The sequence below is a fragment of the Candidatus Darwinibacter acetoxidans genome, assembly GCF_041936445.1.
In the GTDB taxonomy this organism is placed as follows: domain Bacteria; phylum Bacillota; class Limnochordia; order Darwinibacteriales; family Darwinibacteriaceae; genus DTU010.
The window spans coordinates 23,474-43,860 of sequence record NZ_JBHGXH010000265.1 but is presented as its reverse complement, the minus strand read 5'-3'; the positions used below and the strand labels follow the sequence as shown (position 1 = coordinate 43,860).

Here is a 20,387-nt window from a genome sequence, read left to right as displayed (position 1 = left end):
TTGCCAGAGAAGCCGACCTTCTCAAGGGCGGTTACTCTGTCTTCAACAGCAGCTACGTCTTCCTTCAGACCAGCAACGTCTTCCTTCAACACTGCTACGTCGCCGTCGAGCTCATCTACCCAGTCAGACAGGGCAGCGATCATAGCGCGGTTCTCGTTGATGAGCAGCTCCAACCTCTGAACCTGAGTCCTGATGAGAGCTTCAGCGATGAACTCCACATCTTCCTTGGTCAGCTCAGGAGTGGTGGCCACTACTCTTTCGATAATAGTGGTTTCCTTAGCAGCTGCGGCTGCTTCCAGAACGGCCTCTTCAATCCTCTTAGCGATCAGCTCTTCGATCTCGTCCATGGAAGGAACTTCCACTTCGGGCTGATCCTTCAGCTGGTTGAGATCATAGCGGATGCCATCGATCAAGCCGAGCATTCTGGCTTCGAGATAGGCCATGTCGCCGGTGAGAGCCTCGATGGCGACCTCGTTGGCGCGGATGCGGGCGAGTGTCTCTTCGTCTACATCCTTGTCAACGATAACTCTCTCGATAACGGTGGTCTCGATGGGTTCCTTCTCGGCTGCGGCTGCAGCAGCGGCCTTGGCAGCTTCGATCTCAGCCATCAGCTCAGCCTTAACTCTGTCGAGCTCAGGCAGGAGATCCATGGCTGCAATCTGGCCTTCGAGACGCTGCAGAGCGCGGGCAAATACCATAGCAGCCTCATAACGGGTCATCATCCGGGCGCCGCCATAGGTTCCATCGGGATACCCTTCGATCAAACCGGCTGCGGCTAGTTGTACGATTGCGTCGTATGCCCAGTGATCGGCAGGGACATCCGCGAACGGGCTGGCGAATGCCGGTGTTAGTGTACTAGCCAAAAGCACGATGGCTAATACCAGGGCAAACTTCTTGAATTTCATGTTCATGTTAACCCCCTTGGTTTACGCGAGATTTTCATCAGATGGGATATGTTTCACTCGATGAAAACCCTCTTGTCCGCGCTCCCTGAGTGTCCTTGTTCCCTCAGATTTCCGCAGATACAAGAGCGCCTTCATCTTCCAGTATCTTCAGCTGGCGGTAACCTCGGGCACCTCCTTTCTAACCGCCCCGGCTTTAAGATACTGAAAATGGACATTGTAATAGTGGTTATTTCTCCACTATTTTCCCAATTCCTCCTGGCAAGCGATCTTTTTCGGACCGCTTCCCTGGAAGAATCTAACTTTCCCCCTGCATTATACCACAGAACAGGGGTAGTTTCGACAAGAAGTTTTCCATAAGGGGAGAGAAATTCCTGCTAGGTAAGGACTGGGATTTTCTTCTAGGGGAACATCTCCAGGTAAAGCAGCACCGGGCTGGTGGAGCGCCAGGAGTCCTCCGCCACCACCAAACGGATTTCCACCGGCTGCTTTATAGCCCGGGAAGCTTCGATGGCATCGAAGAAGTAGTTGCCGGGGAGCAGAACCGCACCCCGCCGTTCTGGGCTCAGGGCTACTCCGGCATTGAGGGCTGCGTTGTTGGCTTGGTTCAAAAGCTGCAGGATGACCAGGTCGATTTCCATGCCGCTGTGGGGATCCCAGGTGCCGGCGGCCAATACCGTCCCTTGGGAAAAGACCATCTGATCGAGGAAGTTTTCCAGGTAGACACGGACGGGTACCCCCGGGATGCTGTTGGCTTCACTTACGGCGCGCACGATCACATTACCGGGAGCCAGAAGCACATCTTCCACCACCAAATCCAGGACGCCGGGGGGCAGGAAGATAGCGCGGTACGGCTCGCCATCGGCTCGGGCACTGCGCCGGTAGGCCACATCATCCACTTCCCGCAGGAAGTCTTCCAGGGCTGCCCGCACCTCTGCCCGGCTCAACCCCTTTTCGATGACTGTGCTCAAAATCACTTCACTGGCGTAAAAGGCAATGTCCGCGGAGCGGATCTGGCCGAAGGCGGTTTCCACCAGATCGTACAGCCAGCTCAGCTGCTCGGCCGTGACCATCAGTTCGGCAACCTCAGCCTCCAAAAAGGCACGCTCTTCCTTCAAGGCCTCCACCGACTGCTGGGCCAGCTCCAATTCGGCGGTGATCTGGGCGTAGCTTTCCTCCACCAGGGCCAGTCTGGACTCGGCTTCCTGGAGCTCGGTCTGGGCAGCATCCCTCTGCCGCCTCATCTCCGCGAAGTCCCTCTGGAGGCCCCGCAGTTCCTCTTGGATCTCCTTCATGTTGAACAGCGCGGTGCGCACATCCTGGGAAGCAATACTCAAAACCACGATGGAAGCCGTGGCAATAAGGACTCCTGTGACAATTGTCACTAATATGCTGGTGTGTTTTGGGCGCAGACCAAAGAGCGTTAGTTTCTTGCGGCCCACGTTCATCCCCAGGCGATCGCCGATATAAGCGATGGCACCGCCCACAACCGCTAGGGTGAGGATCAGGGTAAAACCATACATGGGCTGCACCTTCTTTCTCTACAGCGTGAAGTTCGCCCCTAAGTAGTACTTCCGGGCCAGTTCATCTGCTGCCACTTCTTGGGTAGTGCCAGCTACAAGGACTTTGCCGAGATGGATGATATAGGCGCGGTCGGTGATGCGCAGGGTCTCCCGTACATTATGATCCGTGATAATGATGCCGAGATTGCTGGAACGCAGGTGGGCCACGATGTCCTGGATCTCCCCCACAGCAATGGGGTCAACCCCGGCAAAGGGTTCATCCAGGAAGATAAACGCCGGATCTAGCGCCAGAGCCCTGGCAATTTCCGTCCTCCGCCGTTCCCCGCCGGAGAGCTGGTAGCCCTTTTGGTGGCGCACCTCCCGGAGGTTAAACTCTGCTAAAAGGTGCTCCAGCCTTTCCGCCTGCTCCGCCTTGCTCAGATCCCGGCGCAGCTCCAAAACCCCCCGCAGGTTTTCTTCCACGGTTAACTTGCGGAAAACCGAGGGCTCTTGGGGAAGGTAGCCCAAACCCAAGCGGGTACGCTTATACATGGGCAGCTGGGTGATCTCCCGCCCATCCAGGAAAATGCGTCCGGAGTTGGGCTTGGTCAGCCCTAAAATCATGCTGAAAATGGTGGTTTTGCCTGCTCCATTGGGGCCCAGCAGCCCCACGATCTCCCCGCGGTTGGCCTGGAAATCCACGCCCTGGACCACGGTGCGCCGGCCGTACACTTTGACCAGCCGTTCAGCCTCGAGTTGTCCCATCGTTTCCACATCCAGCCATTTCTATAACTACGCGTACCGCCCGCTCCACAGCACCTGGCTCCCCCAGTTCTTCCTCCAGCTGAGACAGGGCGGTGAGCATTTCCTGGCGGGCTTTTTCATCATACAGCAGTTGTTCAACTGCCTTGGCAATTTTCTGGTGATTGACATGGCCTTGGATGAACTCGGGTATTACATTCCTTCGCAGGATCTTGTTGGTTATGGACATATAGGGTTTGCGGTCCAGTATTTTCTCCGCAAAATAAGTAGCACGGGGCACCCGGTAAACAGCCAGGGAAGGCACACCCAAGAGGGAGGCCTCCAGGGAAGCTGTGCCGATGGAGGTGATGGCCGCATCGGCAGCGCTGAGCACCCGGTAAGTATCGCGCTCTAAGCGCACGTTGGCGCAGGGGTTACTCCCCAAGATTTCCTCCACCAAGGTGGTGCGAATGGTGGGCGCCAGGGAAATCAAAACCTGCAGTTCAGGATGGTCCTGGGTTACCTGGCAGAGGGCCTTTAGAACAGGGGGCAGAACGTTTTTCACTTCCACTTCCCTGGGCCCCGGCAAGACGGCCACCACTTTGCCCTCCAGGGCAAGTCCCAGCTTCTCCCGGGCTTGCTCGGGAGTTGCGGAGCGATCCGCCAGGTCCATCAAGGGATGGCCCACAAACTCCACATCCAGGCCCGCCTCTTGGCAGAGGGATGCTTCGGTGCGGCTGATGGCCGCCACTTTCGTGACCACGCTGCAGAACTGGCGCTGGTTCATATGGGCCAGCCCCCGGCTGAAGGGCGTGTAATAATAGATCACGGGGATCCCCCGGGCCCGGGCAATCTCCAAGAGCTTAAAGCCAAAGACCGGCAGGCCAATCTGCAGCACCACTGAAGGCTCCTCCTGGTCCATGGTCTCCACTACCCGGGCAATCAAGCGTTTGATCACGGTGGCGCCCTTCACAGACTGGAAGGCACCCAGACTTACCATCTCGGAAATATCAAAAAGCAGGCGCACCCCGGCATCGTTCATGTGCGGGCCCCCAACCCCATAGACGGTTGCCTGCGGGCAAAGTTCGTGAATCTTGGCAGTAAGGGCGGCCCCAAAACGGTCGCTGGTGTTGTCGCCGCCAATGATCAAGACGGTGGGGCTAGCAGCCACCTTTTCCTTTGGGCCCTCGCGCCTTTGGTCCGTAGGGAGCTTCTCTCCCGGTGTATCCGTCACCACATCTCACTCCTTGCCGCTAAGAATCCCGCGATTGCCTTAGCTCTATAGAGGGTTCTGCATCACTCCAGCTTTTCCTCTTTTTCCAAGTTTAACCCTTAGTTCATCAGCAGTTTCCTGTACAGCCTGGCTATCTCCGAGCGGGGTTGGGCAAAGACTTCTTGGGGCTCTCCCTCCTCCACCACCTTGCCCCGATCCATGAACACGATGCGATGGGCGGCCCTCAGGGCAAAGGACACCTCATGGGTGACAATGACCATGGTTGTCCCTGTTTCCTTCACCAGTTCTTCCATGACCTCCAGCACCTCTCCGACCAGGATGGGGTCCAGGGAGGCGGTGGGTTCATCCCAGAGCATGATCTCTGGGTTGGTCACCAGGGCCCGGGCAATGCCCACCCGCTGCTGCTGGCCACCGCTGAGCTGTGCCGGCCGGCGATCCGCGGCTGCCTTCAGCCCCACCCTGTCCAGGGCGAGCAGGGCCCTGGCGCGGGCCTCTTCCCGGTCCATGCCGGCCAACACAAGATGAAACATCACGTTATCCAGCACGGTGAGGCGGGCAATCAGGTTAAAATGCTGGAAGACAAAGCCAACTTTCCGTCGGAACGCCTGAAGCTCAGGACCCTGCAGGGCCAGGACATCCTGGCCGCCCAGGATGATGGAACCGCCGTCGGGCTCGGTCAGGCGGTTGACGCAGCGGATCAGGGTGGATTTGCCGCAGCCCGAAGGGCCCATGATCACCACCGTCTCCCCCCTGGCCACATGCAGATCCACCCCGTCCAAGGCCGTGGTTTTACCGTAAGACTTGTATAAATCCCTGATTTGCAGCATGCACTCACACCTCCCCGTTTCTCTCAAACCCTCGGTCAAAACTGCTGCTTTAAGCGGTTGAGCATGTTCATAAGTCCAGGCCGGCTGGGCGGGATGACCACTTCCCGCATGATCTGCACATTGGATAGTCCCAAGGCCTGAGCGGCCATGAGCTCCATGCCATCCACCGGGCTGAAGCGCTCGGCCAAAAGAACCAGCAGCACGCCTAGGGCGAAGCCCAGCACGGCAACGACCGCCGGATTGACCAGGGGAATCCCACCCCGGGCCAGATGGTAGATGCTGCTCAAAAGAGTGCACCCTACCCCGCCGCCCAAAAGCAGCAGGGGATCGACCAGTCGCCGCCAGCCCCGGGCAGCCGCCCGGCGTCCTGCCCGCAGGTGTTTGAGGGTGCTGAAGATGGTGGCATGGTCCAAAACTAAAGCGATCATGGTGAAGATAATGGCCAAAAGCCCGGCTACGATGGAGCGTACCTCCTTGAGAATGCGGAAAATCTCGCCCCGGGCATCGGGCGAAACCATGCCTGCTGAGGTGGAGTAGGTGTGCAGGTAGGGGTTTTCCAGCTCCGCCTGGAAGACCTTCTCCAATTCCTTTTCGTTCACCGGTTCTCCCTGGATCAGCAGCTGCACCCGCTCCCCAGGGATGACCTGGCCTCCCAGGTAGGTGTTGATCAAACGGATGGACTGGCCGATTTCCGCATCGCTTAAGTCGGGCAGCGTATCCCGGACAAAACCGATCTGTTCCATGATCGCGGCCACGTCGATCTGCTGCACGTTGGCGATCTGCTTGCTGATCCCGTCCAGGCTGCGCCGCATCTCCTCGATGTCCAGGTTCTCCAGGGAATCCAGGGACTCCTCACCGCTGTGGACGATACCCTGGGCCAGCGTCTGGAGCAGGCCGTTGAGGAGCAGGGTAACCAGAAACTGCTCGCCGGAGGGTTTGGCATCGCCCTTGGCAATACCCTCGTTGAGCTGCCGCATCTGCACCTGCAGTACCTCCAGCTGCAGAAGGGCCTCCTGGAAGGTGGTGAGCACCCCTTCCGCGTTGTCCACCGCGGCACTGGCCTGCACCGCCAGTTCCTCCAGCTCGGCGAGGAGCCTCAGGCTCTCATCCACCGCGTAGGCCAGCCGATAGCGCTCGTTTTCAATCTCCACTTCGCCCACGAAAGCGCCGCGCTCCCCCTCCCCCTGGAGGCGGAACCCCTGGTATAACACGCGATCCGTGGACTGGACGGGGGAACCCTGGACGATCATGCCCTCCGCCAGGCTGCCGAACAAGCCCGTCACTTCCACGATCAGATCCTGGCCGGCTTCCACCGGCCCCTCCAGCACCAGACGCTCGCCCACGGCCAGCTGCACTCCCTCAGAGGGGGTGATGCGCACCTTGGAGGCGTAGCTGCCTAAGAAATCCCGCATTTCCACCAGCGTCTTGAGGAAAGCGTCCAAATCCTCACCATACTGGGCAGAAGTGACGTTGGCGTAGCGGCTCCCCGCCCCCTGGTTCCGGGCGCGCAGAATTTCCAGAGCACGGCTGCCCACTTCCTGGGTATCCACTTCAAAGCCCATGGGAAAGCGCAGCTCCAGAATTTGATACTGCTCTAGAATCTGCTCGACGGCGGTCTTAACCTGGCCGAGCCGGCCTTCGCCGTCCGCCAGTACCACCAAGTTATTGCCGTCCTTCACGGTAAAGCGCACCCCGGGGAGGGCCTCAATTAGCGCCCGCAGCTCCTCCCGCACCCCGGGATGCACTCCCCGAATGAGCACGCTGGGCTGTACGATCAAGGTGTAACCGTTCAGCCCGGGAACCGCGCCAAAATAGGAGGTTATGCTCTCCAGAACCTCCCTGGTGCGACAATCCGGCGGCAGCCCAAAAAAGACATTGGCCTGCCCGGCGATGGTCAAGGTCTCGTTGAGTTTATAGCCGGGGAAGGACTGCTCACCGATGCGCTGCAGTTCACGCAGGGCCGCTTCTTTGGCCTCTTCCCGGATATGGAGGATCAGGTCATACTCTCCATACTCGCCCAGCATCTGATCGAGGGTATCGCCAAAATAGGCGTCGATGGCCCAGGCGATGCCCTGGGAAAAGGCGGCGCCCAGCAGGATTGTGATCACCAGCAAAAGTGCCAGGTCTTTATAAAATCCATCTCGAAAAAAATCGAGCATTACCCTTCCTCCTCACCCAGTGCATTCATTATAACATGCCTCTAGCTGGGTCTTAAGTGGTAATGCCCGTCAATACTGTCATATATTACTTACTTCAATCCGTCTCAAACGTTCCCTGGAAAGCGCCGAAGAACTGCAGCTCGCTCTTTTCCAGGAACATAACAAACTTCTCACCCTCCAGCACCCCATCATCAAAGACCACCTTCACCTGGCCGGTGAAAACCGCCTCGTCGGTCTCCTCATCGTAGACCAGTTCGTTGGCGTAAACGGTGGCATCATCGGTCACCACCACCACGCTGCCCACCGCGTGGAGTTTTTTCTCCTTACCGAAATACTCCAGCGTATCGCCGGTGACGGTGAAATCCTCCTTGGTCAAGGTAGCGCCGCCGGTGAAGATCAGGTAGTCATCGTCGGTGCGCCACTCCATGGTCTGACCCACGATCTTCACTTCTTCAAAGGTGACGTGGACTAAAGCTCCCTCAATGGCCGACACATCCGCGGAGAACACCCCTGCCTGGCGGTCATAGCGCCCGGCGGGTACATCCGCGGGCACACCGGTGATCTCCAGCGTCCCGGATTGGCCCTGGGCCCAAACAGCCGGTGCCAAGGCCAGCATGCCGGCGAGCAAACACAGTAAAGTCAACCTTTTAGTCACTGCCTGCTTCCCCCTCCAATACCACGTTTCCGTAGAAGTCCATTGACTCCGCATCCAGATCGTAGACCGCTTCCTCCAGCTTCCACACCAGACCCCCATCGCGGATTTCCACATTCCCCTGGAGGAAGACAATCTCCCCCTCCGTGTCCATGGTCATGGTATCCGCGGAGATCTCCATACCCCGCCAGAGCATCTGCACAGGGCCTGGCGAAAGCAGCTTCGAGCTGCGGCCCTGCCACTCCAGGTAATCGCTTTCTAGGCGGAATCCTTCTTCCCCCTCCACCAATACGGGGCCGAACAGGCGCAGCAGCTCCGTTTTCCGCTCCCACTCCGCCTCGGGGGCCTGGATGGTGAGGTACGGCTCTTCATCCTGGAAGACCACCATCTCCTCCAGCTCCCTTAGGGTCACCACATCCCCTTCCTGCAGCACGCTCCGGCTGAGTATCTCCCACTGCCTTTGGCCGTCTTTCCTCCCCACCAGCCGCGACTCCTGCAGCTGCACGCTGGGGGGCACACTCACCGCGGGTGGAGGCGGCTGGGCCGCGTAGCGAAAAGTGATGAACAGGAGCACGGCCACCGCAACGGTGCCCGCGGCGATCCACTTTGCCTTGGTTGACAGGTTCATCACTCCTTCGCATCATCAATGATGTCGGCCACATCTTCAAAGTCAAACAAGCTCAGGCCGCCTTCGCTGTCCCAGCCGATGGGCAGGGTGGGGAAGGCGTTGATGGTGAGCTGCACCGCCACCCGCCCCGCAACATGGTCGTAAGAAAAGGCCAGCTGCCGGCAGTGGAGATCCTTCTTGATGGAGATCTCACCCTTGGTGAACTTATCCGACGGGGGAGTGTAGATGCTGTCGTAGCTCACATACCAGGTGGAGCCCAGGGGCAGGGCCACGCGCAGATCTACCCGCTCCAGCTCCTGGAGATTGGGTTTGTAGCGGAAGCCGAACTTCAAACTGAGCTCATCCCGCTTGTACTCCACCAGGGGAACCACATGGGTTAGAGTACTGGTGTTCAGATCATAGCTGGCGTAGAGATCCACATTCCAACGCTCATTGGGGCGCAGGCCGGTGTTCAAGGTCAGGCTGCTGAACTTCTCCGTGAGGAAGTCGTAGGTTGTGCTGGCGCTGGCCCGGAACTTGTTCCGGTTGTAGCTGAGCCGCACGTTCAGGTCCTGCAGGGGCTTTTGGGCGTCGAATTTGATAGGTGATTCCCCCCACACATCCCTGCGCCGGTAGGTGCTGCTCAGGGACAGGTTGCTCCCCAGGCTCTGGTTGAGCACCGCCCGGCCGTAGAGCCAGGCCTGTCCTCCGCTTTCAGAGTAGAGGGCGCCGTTGAGGTCGCCCCGGTAGCTGATGCTCGTCCCGGTCCTGGGCCGCCAGGTCCTTGAGGCCAGGGTGAGCTGGCCGTAAACCCGGTCTTTGCTCACCATGGACGGGGTTTCCTGGTAGTGGCCCACCACCAGCTGGCTGCGGAGGGGCAGGCTCTTCAGCCCCAGATCGCTCACCTCCCATTTCAGCTCTGGGAGGCGCTGGACGCTGCGCCACTCCTGGGAACCGGAGGTCAGAAGGTCCGGATTGAACTGCTGCTCCAAGGTCAAAGTGAGCTTGTGCTTGCCCCGGCTGTACACCGAGGAGATGAGAAAGTCCATGAGGCGCACCTCCTCGCTGGTGCGCTTTTGGACATAGTTTCCCTTGAGGTTGAGCACCAAGTGGTCTGTGAGCTCCTTAGACCACTCCAGACCCAGATCCGTCTGCTCCTTGGCGGTTTCCCCCGGGTTGTTTTTGTAAGTGAGCCAGACCCTTCCCCGCAGGTCCTCGGTGCGGAAATCAAGGCGCGTGTCGGAGCTGGTCTGCTCGCGTACCCAGGTCTTCTCCACGCTGTTCTTGGTGGTGAGATCCCAGCTGTCTTTGGAGAGGGTGTGTTCCCAGGCCCCTTTGTAGGCGGTTTCGCTGCTGGTGGGCACGCCCCAGAGGTACAGAAATCCCTCGCCCAGATCCTTAAGCCGGTAGTTGTGGCGCATCCCCACGCCCAGGCCCAGCCGGCTGTAGAGGTCCACGTAGATGTTGCCGTAGGCCCTACTGTTGATATAGTAGTTAAAAGTGCTCTTCATGAAATAGCCTTCATGTTCGCTGTAACCGAAGGCGGGCAGGCTGACCAGGATATCCTCCAGATCCTTGCTCAAGGGAACGACCAGATAAGGCCAGTAAAAGAGGGGAATGCTGCCCTCATAGTAAACCACATGGCGAATGATGGCCTTATCGCCGGGGACGAACTCCATTTCCCTGGTCACCAGCCGGTAGTGGCTCTCTTCCAGATCGCAGGTGGTGAAGGCGGCGCGGGAGACGGTGTAGTTATCTCCAGCGAAGAGCACGCTGTCTCCGGTGACATAGACCGTACCGTCGGGCACCGTCAGCTGGGCACTGAGCTCCTCAAAGGTGCCCTCCCCGGTCTCCAGATTGTACACCAAGCGGTCCCCGCCCAGTTCCTGCCCGTCCCGGATCACCCGGACCGAACCCTCCAAGGTGACCAGGCCTTCGACCAGATCCGCATGGAGCACATCGCCGTAGAGCACCACATCGTCCACATGGACCTCCACATCGCCCTCGGCTGTGAACACCTGGCTTTTGAGATCGTAGGACCCGGTTTTGCCCGCGACGATGCGCACCATCTGCTCCGCAGCAAAAGCAGAAGGCGCCGGGAGAATCAAGATGATGATCAAAGCCAAAACGGCAAGCGGAGTGCGCTTCCACGGGCACATAGTATCTCCCCAATTCTAGTACCAGCGATCGGACAGGGCCAAAAAGACAAAGCCGCTCGCGGCGAAGATGGTGTTCACCAACCAAGCCGCTACAAAAGGCGGCAGCACTTCGTTAATGCCCAGGGAACGGGACACGGAAACAGCCACATAGTAGACCAGGAGAATGGTCAGGCTGAGGATGATCCCGTAGGCCCGCCCGCCCCGGCCCATCAGGGCCAACGGCGCGGCGAACAGGGCAAAAACAAAGGACGACATGGGCAGCGCGAGCCGCATGTGGTGCTCCACCACCCAGGAACGCACCTTGAGGCCCCCCCGTTGGAAGCGTTCGATGTATTCCCCCAGCTCCCGCCGGCTCATCTCGTCGACGGTGCGCTGGTTGCCCAGGTAGATATCGCCCTTCTGTTCAGTGACGATCTCCATGCGCTCGAAGCGGCTTTCAAACTGGACGAAACCTTCCGCATCCAGCTCCTGGTAGACACCGTCAAAGAGCACCCACACGTAGTCGTGGAAGATCCCCGTTTGGGCGCTGATGATGCTGGGGAACCTGTCCGAGGCCAGCTCGTATACTAGAATCTTCTTCAGCTCGCGGGTTTTTGTGTCCACTTCCCCGATGTAAAAATAGCGGTCATCGCCACCGTGGAAGAACACATTCTCCTCCACCAGGGGAACGCCCTCGGAGAAGATGATGCGCCGCAGTTCGTTTTCAAACTTGGTGTTGGCCGGAGGCACTATGTATTCCGAGGCCAGGTAAGTGCAGATGCTGATCAAAAGGCCCAAGACCAAAATGGGCACGATCAAACGGGGATAGGCAATGCCGCTTCCCCGCATAACCGTCATCTCATTGTCCTGCACCAAACGCCCCACCGCCAGCAGGGTGGCAAACAGCGTAGCAATGGGCAGCGTCATTACCACCGTGGCGGGAATGCGGTAGAGGAGCATCCTGGCCACCGTGGACACTGCCACATCGTGTACAAAAATGAGATCGGTGAGCTGGAAGAGCAGTCCGCTCAACAGCACCACCGTAAAGCCGAACACGCAGAACAAAAAGGGTCCCAGAAGTTCCCTGGTCAAATAGCGGTCAAAAATCCTCATCCACAAGCACCCCACGGTGAGCTTGGACTAAAAGGCCAGTTTGTGATGGAGGCCCATACTCAGCCCGTGTCCAAGCGTCAAACCCAATTTCGCCCCCAGTTCCGGACTGAACTGGGCGGTCACTCCTCCCGCCAGGCCTTGGCCGTCGTACTCCACAAAGAGGGACGTGGTGGGCACGTTGCTGACCTTGACGGGATTGAGCATGACAGTTAACCCCGCCATGCCCCGTGCGTAGCGGCCCAGTCCGAAGGCCAGGTGCCCCCGGAGATGCGGCGCGCCCAGCTGCTTGGAAAGGACAGCGTAAAGATGCTGGTGGGCTGAGGAAAACTCGCCCCCCAGGGCCAGCCCCGGCCACTCTTCCGTCTCCGGCATCAGCACGGCCTTGACCGTGGCATACAGCCGGCCCCCCACCTCCTGCCTCACGCCGGCACTAAAATTGGGATGGAGCCCCACTTCCAGCCCAACGCTGTGGCCGCCGCGGTGAAAGAGGTAGTCAAGCTCCAAGGTACCCGGGGCAGCCCCATCCGCGGTGGGCATGGCGGCAACCCGCTCTGCCTGGCAGCTGCCTGCGACTACGATAATAACCACAACCATGCTCCAGATCATGCTGCGTATCTTGTCCATACTTGACCTCATCTCCCTTACTCTGACCCTAGTTATTCGCCTTTAGCGGAACGATTACCTGCAAAGGGCCCTTGGCAGATGGTGGAATTTTAAAAACCGCCTGGCGGCGATTGGTTATTTGAGCTTGCGGATCACCTCATCGGTCAGGTCAATGCCCCCGTAGCGGATCACGTCGCTGTCCAGTACCACAGAAATCCCTTTATCCTCAGCCACCTCCCTCACGGCGGCATTCACTTCCTTTTCCAGCTGCAGCTCCAGCTCCTGGCGGTAGGCCAGGTATTCCCCGTAGGCCTGCCGCTCCCGGGCGGCCCTGTCCACGTCTTCCTCGCTGGGCGCCTCCTCCAGATCAAAGCGGGTCAGAAGTTCCTGGTAGCGCTGGGCTAAAAGCTCGTTGAGCTCCTGGGCCCGGGGGCTCTCATCCACCACCCTTACCAGGTTCACCACGCCCACCGATCCGCCCCCGGAACCGGCCAGGAGGGCCCAGATCAAAGCTGCGGCCAAAAGGCCCGCCAAAGCCCAAGGTAGATACTTCACTCGGCTGTCACCACCTTATCGCGGCTTGCAAGTGTACTTCTACCTTAGTATGGCCCGTTGGCCAGGGCCCTAGACAGCTGCCCGTCAAGTTCCACCAGAAGCTGCTGCCGATAGGCGGCCAGCTCCTCCCGGACAGCCTGGTCCAGTTCCCTGTGGAAAGCCTCAAGGCGCTTTTGGGCCAGGCTTTCATGCTCCGCCTGGAGATCCTGGAGCCTGGTTTGGAACTCCTCCTCCAGCTCCTCCTGGTAAAGCCGGAGCTCCTCCTGGAGGGCCTCAATGTCCTTCAGCTTCGCTTCCTGTTCCTCGGGGGTGAGGGTTACGAACACCAGCTCCAGCTGCAGGCCTAAAAGCTCCTGCTCCAGTTCCCTTTGGCCTTGGGCTGCCGTATCCTGGAGCTCCTTGCGGAGATCCGCCGCTGCGTCGTGCAGCTCTTGGGCCTGCTCCCGGCGGATCTCCCCCGCTTTGGCGCTGAGCAGTTCCTCCGCCGCCTGGAGGAGCTCCGCCTCGTAGGCCAGAAGCTTCTCTTCCTGCCTGGCCAGAAGCTTCTCTGCCCCCGGGGTATCTTCAACAGGCCCAGCAGCGCCCGCCTGGGGCAGCAGCCAGGGGCTCGAGCCCGTGAGCATGCTCAAGACTAAAATCAGAGAGATCATGCCTGCTAGACGCATAGATTCACCCCTTTTCCTGCCGCCCATTATACCAGGGGCTGGAAAGGAGCACAAATGCAAAAAAAACCAGCGGGACTTCCCCAAGGAAGCCCGCCGGCTCAATTCATGGCAGCATGCCTAAAAGGCCTGCCCGATGCCGAAGTAGAACTGGCCCTTCCGGTTGTTCTCTGCGTCCTTGCCCAGGCCGTAGTCCAGGCGCAGCAGGCCCAAAGGCGTATCCAGGCGCACGCCCACACCGAAGGAGTTCTTCAGATCCTGCAGCTGCAGCGACTGGCCCTGATCCCAGGCGGTACCCCAATCGGTGAAGACCACACCCTGGACCTTCTCCACGATGGGGAAGCGGAACTCAGCGTTAAAGACCAGCATGTTGTCGCCCACCAGGCCTAGGGTAGGATCTCCGTAACTGTAACCCCGGAGGGTTTCTGCCCCGCCGATCCTGAACTTATCGCTGTCCGGCAGGGTGCCCCCCAGCAGCCTGCCGCCCAAACCCCGCACGGCCAACACGTAGCCGCCATCCCGCACTTCGAAAAAGCGGCTGTGCTCCAGGCGCAGCTTAGCGTAGGCGCTGCTGCCTCCGAAGAGGGTGGTACCCAGCTCCAGGTAGGCATCGTTCTTGTAACCCTCCGTGGGGAAGAAGGGATGATCCACCGTGTTGGTGTTCAAGCCAATCCCCACGTTTCTGCTCTTGGAATCCTCTGGGGTCCACTCCTGCCCCTCTTCCGTGGGCTGGTAGGTGTTGTTTTCCAGTTTGAAGGTGAGGCGCCCCCTGGTAAACTCGCTTAAGGGTTTGCCCAGGGTCAGATTGCCCCCGATGCTGGTGCGCTTGCTCTCGAACTCTTGGTCCGTGTCGGGCTTGATGGTCTTCACTTCACTGGTCTGCCGGTAAAGGCCTGTGCCCAGCGAGATACCGGACTTGGTGATATACGGTTCGTAGAACTCAAACTCGTAGGAGGTAAGCTTCCGGCCCAGACTGACGTTGGCCTTAATCCTCTGACCACGTCCGAAGAGGTTGTCATCGGACACCTGCACAAAGCCCACCAGGCCATCTGTGGTGCTGTAGCCCACGCCAAAAGTGGCCGCACCGGTCTTGCGCTCCTTCAGGTTGATGGTGAGTACCGTTTCCGGCTCCTCCTCCTCGGTGAGCTCCCGGCTGATCTCGTCGAAGTAGCCCAGCATGAGCAGGCGGCGCAGGCTCTGGTCAATCTCGATGATATTGACAGGGTCCCCCACCTCAAAGGAGAGCTCGCGCTCAATCACGAAGTCTTTGGTCTTCTCATTGCCGGCGATGATGATATCCTTAAGTGTGGTTTGGGTCAGTTCAATGTGGATCTGTCCAGCCGTATCGGCACTGATCGCGGTAACCCGGACCCAATAGCCGTGCTCGTCAAGCACCCATTCCACCAAACCGCGCAGGTCTTCCCAGATATCATGGGCGTTGAGGATATACCCGGGCTGGGTCTTCATCTTTTTGGCGTAATCGCCAAAGGGCACGCCCGGCACGCCGGAAAAGGTGACCTCCCGTACAACGGGATTTTCCCAAACGTGGAACACCACTTCCACTCCGCCTAAAGCAGGGTCGATGGTGGCCTGCACATCTTCGAAGTAGCCCAGATCGTAGATGGCCCGCATGTCGTCGATAATCTTCTGCTCCACCGCGGGTTCGCCGAGCCGCGTCTTCAAGATGGCCGCTTTTATGGTCTCGGTATCAATCATAACGTTGCCTTTGATGGTAATCAGCCTCACGATACCGAGATCCTGGGACTGGGCCTGCACAATACCGCTTGCCGAAACGAGCAAACCCAGAACGACCAGTGCCAGAACCACCTTGGCTGAACTTTGCCTCATTGTCCTGCCTCCCACACAGTAGTTTTCGATCTATCTCCCTTATTTCGAGCACCTTGGGCAGATTCCTCTTGCCAACTCCGGGGACACCTTACAGAAAAAACCAAAGTCTCAGTGGTAGATGTTCAGGTCGAAGGTGGCCATGCCGTCCAGCACGAACTGCGTGGAGAGGCGCGCCATCACCGGATCCATCGGTTCGGCCCACGGATAATAGCTCAAGGGATCAAAGGCTTCCTCTTCTTCTCCATCCTCAGCTGCTTCGTCCTCCACCTGGTTCTCCCGGAAGGGGTAGAACTCGGCCACTAACTCGTTATTCCTCTCCCTATCCATATATTCTTCAATCAGGTCATCCAAAGTGTCCGCATCTGAGATAAACGTCCGCATGGGTTCCTCTGCATCCTCTTCCTCGCTGGGCTCCAGGATGCTGGTGTGGACCGGCGGCTTGGTGTAGTAATAGCCCTCCGCCCCGCTGCGCACCGTGACCGTGAGGAGCCCCGCTGCCGTATCCGCAGGGATCTGCAGCCGCAGGGTCCGGGTCTCCACCTGCCCCCGGAAGGGCCTGATCAGGACCTCCACGTCCACACTGTCGCCTGCCCGCACATGGGAAGTTGAGGGGGTGGCCCGTTCGATGGTCGCGGTTTTCCGCTCCCTGGACACCTCCACCTCGATCTTGACCTGCTGCAGATCCACCGCCTGCAGGTTGTTGCCTAGAAGCAGTTCCAAGCCGGAAAGGAGATCCACAAGACACCACACGGCGATGTCCGAGTCGCTGTAGAAGAGGTTTTCCCTGATCATCCGCTGGCCGAAATCCTGGGAAACGAACTCCACCCGGACATAGGCAGTTCCATCACCGATGCGGTCCAAAGCGGCATCGATGCTCTGGTAGGCACTGCCGATGATCAGCGGAGCAAGGAACTGCTCATCCTTCACCGCCTCCACGTAGTAGCTCTGCCGGACACCGCGCTCCGTATCTGTAACCGTGATGCTGATGGGCACGTAACCCACCGCGGTTCCCAGGACGCCCCCCACGCCGGCTGCCCGATCTTGGGCCACCTTGCCCACAGTTGCCCCCAGGGAGGCGATCTTTACCGGCACCTCCAAGTTGGACAGGGTCTGATGCACATAGACGGCGGAGGCAAAAAAGTCCACCGCGCCCCGGTGGAAGACGGGATGGCCCATGGCAATAAAGCGCCCGTCCTCCCGCACATGGGTGACGGTACCGTAGGTGGCCACCACAAAATCGCCCCTCAAAAGCTGCACACCCACCATGCTGCCCGGCTCGAAGGCCGCCGCGCCCGTGGAAGAAGCCGCTGCAGCAAAGGAGGGCAGAACCTGCGTCCGCTCCAGACCCAGGGCCTCCACCAGGTAGCTCAGATTGCGCTCATTCATGCCCTGGACAATCACTGGGGAACTAACTGCCACAACCTCTTCAGGCAGGGCCGGCTCGGGGGTGGGCAGCGCATCAAAGAGCCTGAACATGTCCACCGCGGGGGTGACCAAACCGATGCGGTGATCCGTGTAGGGGTATGTATGGGAAATGGCACCTAAAAGGCGATCCTGGATATACACGGGGGAGCCGCTCATGCCCCGGGCAATGCCCCCGTAGCGCTCAATGGCCTCTCCGCTTACCTTGACCATGATATAGCTGCTCACCGGGGGGCTCTGGGGAATAATGCCCAGCACCTCCACGTCAAAAGTCTCAATGGCGTTTCCAGAAAAGACCGTTTTGCCGATCCCGCGCAGGCCCGGCCGCACCTCCTCGGGGGGGAAGAGTTCGACGGCCAGCACCTGCGCGGAGATACCACAGATAATCACCAGCACGGCCATTCCTAACCACAACGGCAGTTTTCGCATGAAGCCACCCCTTCACTACCCTCTACCTAGATCCTGCCACAACGACTATGGCATTACTTACTGCTCGCTCTTTTCCATCGGAAGGCAAGTTCAACACCAGGTTGCGGATGACCATGGTTGTGGAACCGCCTCCATCTAGATTCATGGCCTCAAGCGCTCCAAGTTCTATGAGAAGATTCCCTAGCTCATCCAAAGTCATACCTACACTCACATTGGGCTGTCTTCCGTTGACGGTAACCAAAAGCAGTTTGTCATCGGCTGTAATGCCGATGGCGGTGCGGGGGGCCCGCCCCTTGAGGATATCATCCTTAAAGGCTTCCTCTTCCCCCGTGATGTCCAGCACTCCGGCCCGCACCAGCCTGGGGCCGCCGCCGATGATCTGGGAAAAGCCCTGTTCACGCCAGTCGGGCTCCAGCCGCAGGCTCACTTCCACCCGGTCGCCCGGGTTCAAAGCGGCTAGATACTGGCGCATCTCCCCGTGGGCGGACAGGACAAAACCGTCTTCAGGTATGGTGCTGTTGCCCTCTGGCTGCACCTGCACCACTACGCCCCCCGCCACCACAACCTCGTGGCCGTAGGGATTGGTGTTGGTCTTGGTCCCGTGGGCAGGGGTGTAAATGATCAGCTCATCCTGAAGTCGCGGGCGGTTGATGCCGGAAACCGCCGCCAAAAGGCGCCCTTCATGATAGACCTCACCCTGAAAGTCCACATTGCCCATGACCGCTGTCCCGGGGCCCAGGCCCACCGCAGTGCGGTTATTGTAGGGCTCGGTGATCAGCTCCCCATCGATCACAAACACCCCCAAGGGCCGCCCGGTCGATGCAAAATAGGCACCGTTGACCGCCGCAAGGGCCCCGGTGCGCTTGGCCATCTCGCTGACCCGTTCCGCTCCGTAGATGCGATCCTGCGCTAAGACCAGCTTCACCTCGTAGTTGCGCCTGAGATCTATCTCCAGGTAGTTTACCACATTGGGGCCAAAACTGTCAGCCCTGCGCTGATGACCGTAAACCAGGCCGAGTTCCACGATGCGTCTGGTGGTCTCAACGAAGGTTTTGGGAACCGTGAGCTGGAAAAGGTGCTCATCTTCCTGCACCACACCTTCCGGCAGCCAGTAGTTGAACTCCAAAACCAGCCGGGAGGCACCGCCCGGTTCTTGGGAATAGCGGAGCTCCCGCAGGGCCACATCGTCGATCTTCTGCCTTTCCGGCAGATCCGGGATGGGCAGATTAGAATCTATAATCACCTTCATGGGATGGGAAGTGTAGCTGACCTGAAACTCCTGGCCCTCTCCTTTGGGCAGGGTAAGCAGAACCTCTTGCGGCAGGACAGTTAAGACCTTCAACGCTGCAGTGCTGGCCTGTGCCGGGCTGAAGACAGTGAAAAGTGTCAATAAAAAGAAAACTAGCGGGGCCCATCTCCACTGCACAGACAATCCCCCTTCATATTCCTAATTACAATTCTTGACACCGATGTGTTTTCCTGCCACAAAATAAACTCCACAACGCCATTTGTGTGGAGTTTACTGAGCTCTTGCCTTTCTCTAACCCTCATCCTCAGGAAGATAGCGGGACATCTGTTCATAGATGAGCTTGGCCAGCCCCAGGCTCTGGGCTTGGGAGCTGTTTAGGGCCATTTCCTGATCCAGCAGGGACTGGAACAGCTTTTCCGCCCGCCGGTCGCCCAGCAGATCGCTGTCCGGCACGGTGCGGCGCATCTCCGTCAGGAGCATCTGCAAAAACAGGGCCTCAAACTCCTGCGCGGCCTCCCGCAGCGCTTCCCGGGATGAAGACTGCTTCGTTCTGCCCAGCTCCTCGGCCTTGCCGGCCACCAGATCGCCGGGGCTCCAGTTCACCCGCATAGGGATCCTCCTAAAGAATAATCAGCTCGCCAAACAGCGCCCCCGCCGCCTTCACAGCCTGCAGGATGGCGATAATGTCCCTGGGGGACGCGCCCACGGCGTTGAGGGCATCCACCAGTTCCTGCACGCTGGGGGAACCGCCCAAAACAGTGGTATTTCCAAAGGCTGGTTCTGAACCCATGAATTCGCCAAACAGCCCTCCGTCTCCTCCAAACGGGCCGGCATTTTCAACGGTACCCACCTGCACCTTGAGGCTGCCGTGGGATACCACCACAGGGGCGATGCGGACCTGCGCGCCCATGACCACTGTGCCTGTGCGCTCGTTGATCACCACCCGGGCATTGCTGTCAGGGCGGATGGGCAGCTCCTCAAGTTCGGCAATGAAGGCCACCACGTTGTTCAGGTAGCTGCCGGGAATCTGGATTTCCACCGTAGCCTGATCCCTGGCTCTGGCCAGGCTCTGCCCAAAGGCCGCATTCACCACTTCCACCAGGCGCTGCGCGGTGGTGAAGTCCGGCTCCATGAGCACCAGGGAAACCCAGCCCTCCGCGGCCAGGTCTCTGGCCTGCAGCTCCCGCTCCACGATGGCGCCGCTTGGTACGGTACCCACTGTGGTGTGGATGCTCTGGGCCCCTGATCCCCGCCCCGCAGCCCCGCCAATGGACACAGGACCCTGGGCCACGGCATAGATCTGCCCGTTGGCGGCCTGGAGGGGAGTTTGGAGAAGGAACCCGCCCTGCAGGCTGCGGGCATCGCCGATGGAGGAGACCGTCACATCAATGCGGTCCCCCACCCTGAGGGAAGTGGGCAGATCCGCGGTCACCATGACGGCAGCAATATTGCGCATGCGCAGATCATCTGGGGATACGGAAATCCCGAAATTCTCCAGCATATTGGCGATCATCTGCACATTGGCCCGGGAGCCTGAACCGTCTCCCGTACCCTGCAGACCCACCACCAGGCCCAGGCCGTAGATCTGGTTGTCCCGCACGCCCTGGACCCGAGCCACATCCTTAATCCGGACAATGGGGGTATCGTAGCGGAGGGGCTCCACCGTCTGGGCCCAGGCTCTGCCTGCACCCAGCAGGATGATCCCCAAGGCCAGCCAAACAAGTCTCCTCTTCATCTGCCTTCC

Annotated in this window: 18 protein-coding genes; all 18 read right to left on the bottom strand. The window is 59.2% G+C overall.

The window, feature by feature from the left end:
- A partial coding sequence (locus tag ACE4YL_RS10235; RefSeq protein ID WP_461360358.1) for an S-layer homology domain-containing protein occupies nucleotides 1–911 on the bottom strand: 911 nt, incomplete at its 3' end.
- 392 nt (nucleotides 912–1,303) lie between these two features.
- Nucleotides 1,304–2,425 carry a DUF3084 domain-containing protein gene (locus ACE4YL_RS10230; RefSeq protein ID WP_461360357.1) on the bottom strand — a complete coding sequence of 374 codons (1,122 nt, stop codon included), beginning with the start codon at nucleotides 2,423–2,425 and terminating at the stop codon, nucleotides 1,304–1,306.
- An 18-nt stretch (nucleotides 2,426–2,443) separates the two neighbouring features.
- Complete coding sequence (gene lptB / locus ACE4YL_RS10225) at nucleotides 2,444–3,169, bottom strand: LPS export ABC transporter ATP-binding protein (protein WP_461358463.1); 726 nt, start codon at nucleotides 3,167–3,169, stop codon at nucleotides 2,444–2,446.
- Entirely contained in the window at nucleotides 3,150–4,379 is a 1,230-nt protein-coding gene (lpxB, locus tag ACE4YL_RS10220; RefSeq protein ID WP_461358464.1) for a lipid-A-disaccharide synthase, read from the bottom strand. Before lpxB ends, lptB begins: the two co-directional genes overlap by 20 nt.
- 98 nt (nucleotides 4,380–4,477) lie before the next feature.
- Nucleotides 4,478–5,206: an amino acid ABC transporter ATP-binding protein gene (locus tag ACE4YL_RS10215; RefSeq protein ID WP_461358465.1), complete on the bottom strand. Its 729-nt coding sequence runs from the start codon at nucleotides 5,204–5,206 to the stop codon at nucleotides 4,478–4,480.
- 35 nt (nucleotides 5,207–5,241) lie between these two features.
- A complete protein-coding gene (locus ACE4YL_RS10210; RefSeq protein WP_461358466.1) occupies nucleotides 5,242–7,365 on the bottom strand; it encodes a hypothetical protein in 2,124 nt (707 codons plus the stop codon).
- A 94-nt stretch (nucleotides 7,366–7,459) separates the two neighbouring features.
- Nucleotides 7,460–8,020: an LptA/OstA family protein gene (locus ACE4YL_RS10205; RefSeq protein WP_461358467.1), complete on the bottom strand. Its 561-nt coding sequence runs from the start codon at nucleotides 8,018–8,020 to the stop codon at nucleotides 7,460–7,462.
- On the bottom strand, nucleotides 8,013–8,645 hold the full coding sequence (gene lptC, locus ACE4YL_RS10200) for an LPS export ABC transporter periplasmic protein LptC (RefSeq protein ID WP_461358479.1): 633 nt from the start codon (nucleotides 8,643–8,645) through the stop codon (nucleotides 8,013–8,015). The genes ACE4YL_RS10205 and lptC overlap by 8 nt, the downstream gene beginning before the upstream one ends.
- On the bottom strand, nucleotides 8,645–10,783 hold the full coding sequence (gene lptD / locus ACE4YL_RS10195) for an LPS assembly protein LptD (protein ID WP_461358468.1): 2,139 nt from the start codon (nucleotides 10,781–10,783) through the stop codon (nucleotides 8,645–8,647). The genes lptC and lptD overlap by 1 nt, the downstream gene beginning before the upstream one ends.
- A gap of 15 nt (nucleotides 10,784–10,798) precedes the next feature.
- The gene (locus tag ACE4YL_RS10190) at nucleotides 10,799–11,875 is read right to left on the bottom strand and encodes an LptF/LptG family permease (RefSeq protein ID WP_461358469.1); all 1,077 of its coding nucleotides are present in this window, start codon (nucleotides 11,873–11,875) and stop codon (nucleotides 10,799–10,801) included.
- Nucleotides 11,876–11,902: 27 nt separating this feature from the next.
- Nucleotides 11,903–12,499 carry a hypothetical protein gene (locus tag ACE4YL_RS10185; RefSeq protein WP_461358470.1) on the bottom strand — a complete coding sequence of 199 codons (597 nt, stop codon included), beginning with the start codon at nucleotides 12,497–12,499 and terminating at the stop codon, nucleotides 11,903–11,905.
- Nucleotides 12,500–12,613: 114 nt separating this feature from the next.
- Entirely contained in the window at nucleotides 12,614–13,033 is a 420-nt protein-coding gene (locus ACE4YL_RS10180) for an OmpH family outer membrane protein (protein WP_461358471.1), read from the bottom strand.
- A 44-nt stretch (nucleotides 13,034–13,077) separates the two neighbouring features.
- Nucleotides 13,078–13,698, bottom strand: a complete 621-nt coding sequence (locus ACE4YL_RS10175; protein WP_461358472.1) for a hypothetical protein — start codon at nucleotides 13,696–13,698, stop codon at nucleotides 13,078–13,080.
- 117 nt (nucleotides 13,699–13,815) lie between these two features.
- On the bottom strand, nucleotides 13,816–15,543 hold the full coding sequence (locus tag ACE4YL_RS10170) for a BamA/OMP85 family outer membrane protein (RefSeq protein ID WP_461360355.1): 1,728 nt from the start codon (nucleotides 15,541–15,543) through the stop codon (nucleotides 13,816–13,818).
- 108 nt (nucleotides 15,544–15,651) lie between these two features.
- Nucleotides 15,652–17,394 (bottom strand): SpoIVB peptidase S55 domain-containing protein, encoded by a 1,743-nt coding sequence (locus tag ACE4YL_RS10165; protein ID WP_461358474.1) that lies wholly within the window; start codon nucleotides 17,392–17,394, stop codon nucleotides 15,652–15,654.
- Between the two features lie 22 nt (nucleotides 17,395–17,416).
- The gene (locus ACE4YL_RS10160; RefSeq protein WP_461358475.1) at nucleotides 17,417–18,820 is read right to left on the bottom strand and encodes a phosphodiester glycosidase family protein; all 1,404 of its coding nucleotides are present in this window, start codon (nucleotides 18,818–18,820) and stop codon (nucleotides 17,417–17,419) included.
- A gap of 114 nt (nucleotides 18,821–18,934) precedes the next feature.
- Nucleotides 18,935–19,252, bottom strand: coding sequence for a rod-binding protein (locus ACE4YL_RS10155; protein WP_461358476.1), 318 nt, complete (start codon nucleotides 19,250–19,252; stop codon nucleotides 18,935–18,937).
- Nucleotides 19,253–19,262: 10 nt separating this feature from the next.
- Nucleotides 19,263–20,378 carry a flagellar basal body P-ring protein FlgI gene (locus tag ACE4YL_RS10150; protein WP_461360354.1) on the bottom strand — a complete coding sequence of 372 codons (1,116 nt, stop codon included), beginning with the start codon at nucleotides 20,376–20,378 and terminating at the stop codon, nucleotides 19,263–19,265.
- Nucleotides 20,379–20,387 lie beyond the last annotated feature (9 nt).